This window comes from Intestinimonas butyriciproducens (genome assembly GCF_016901775.1).
In the GTDB taxonomy this organism is placed as follows: Bacteria; Bacillota; Clostridia; order Oscillospirales; family Butyricicoccaceae; genus Pseudobutyricicoccus.
The window spans coordinates 1-580 of record NZ_JACJKW010000049.1; the positions used below are offsets into that span (position 1 = coordinate 1).

1 protein-coding gene is annotated in these 580 nt (G+C 57.4%); it reads left to right on the forward strand.

Annotated features, from left to right (window positions below):
• Nucleotides 1-99: 99 nt before the first annotated feature.
• A partial coding sequence (locus H6A25_RS12525) for an ABC transporter permease (RefSeq protein ID WP_204752452.1) occupies nt 100-580 on the forward strand: 481 nt, incomplete at its 3' end.

Consider the following 580-nt stretch of genomic DNA (forward strand, 5'->3'; position numbering starts at 1 on the left):
GTGCGCCACCTTCTCCGTGGTCAACCTGATCGTTGACATTCTGTACGGCATGGTGGATCCGCGGATCAAGTCCCAGTACAAGTCGGGGGGTAAGAGCAAATGAGCAAAGCAAAGAAGAATACGGCCGCAGCTGCCGAAGCCGGCAGCGGAAAGAAGCACGGCCAGATGTATGATGTATGGCGTCATCTGAGACGGAACAAGGGCGCCATGGTAGGCCTGGCGATCGTCATCCTGCTGATCCTGATGGTGATTTTCGCCGGCGTGCTGTTCGACTATGACAATGTGGTAATCAAGCAGGATATCGCCCAGAGACTGCAGTCTCCCTCGGCAGCTCATCCTTTCGGAACCGATGAGCTGGGCAGAGATATTCTGGCCAGAATCTTCCACGGGGCCCGCATGAGCTTGGGCATCAGCTTTGTGGCTGTGTGCTTCTCGCTGATAGTAGGCGGCCTGCTGGGTTCTGTGGCCGGTTTCTTCGGCGGCAAGCTGGACATGGTGATCATGCGCTGCATGGACATCCTGCTGGCTATCCCCAACATTCTGCTGGCCATCACCATCGTTGCGGCCCTGGGCGCCAGCA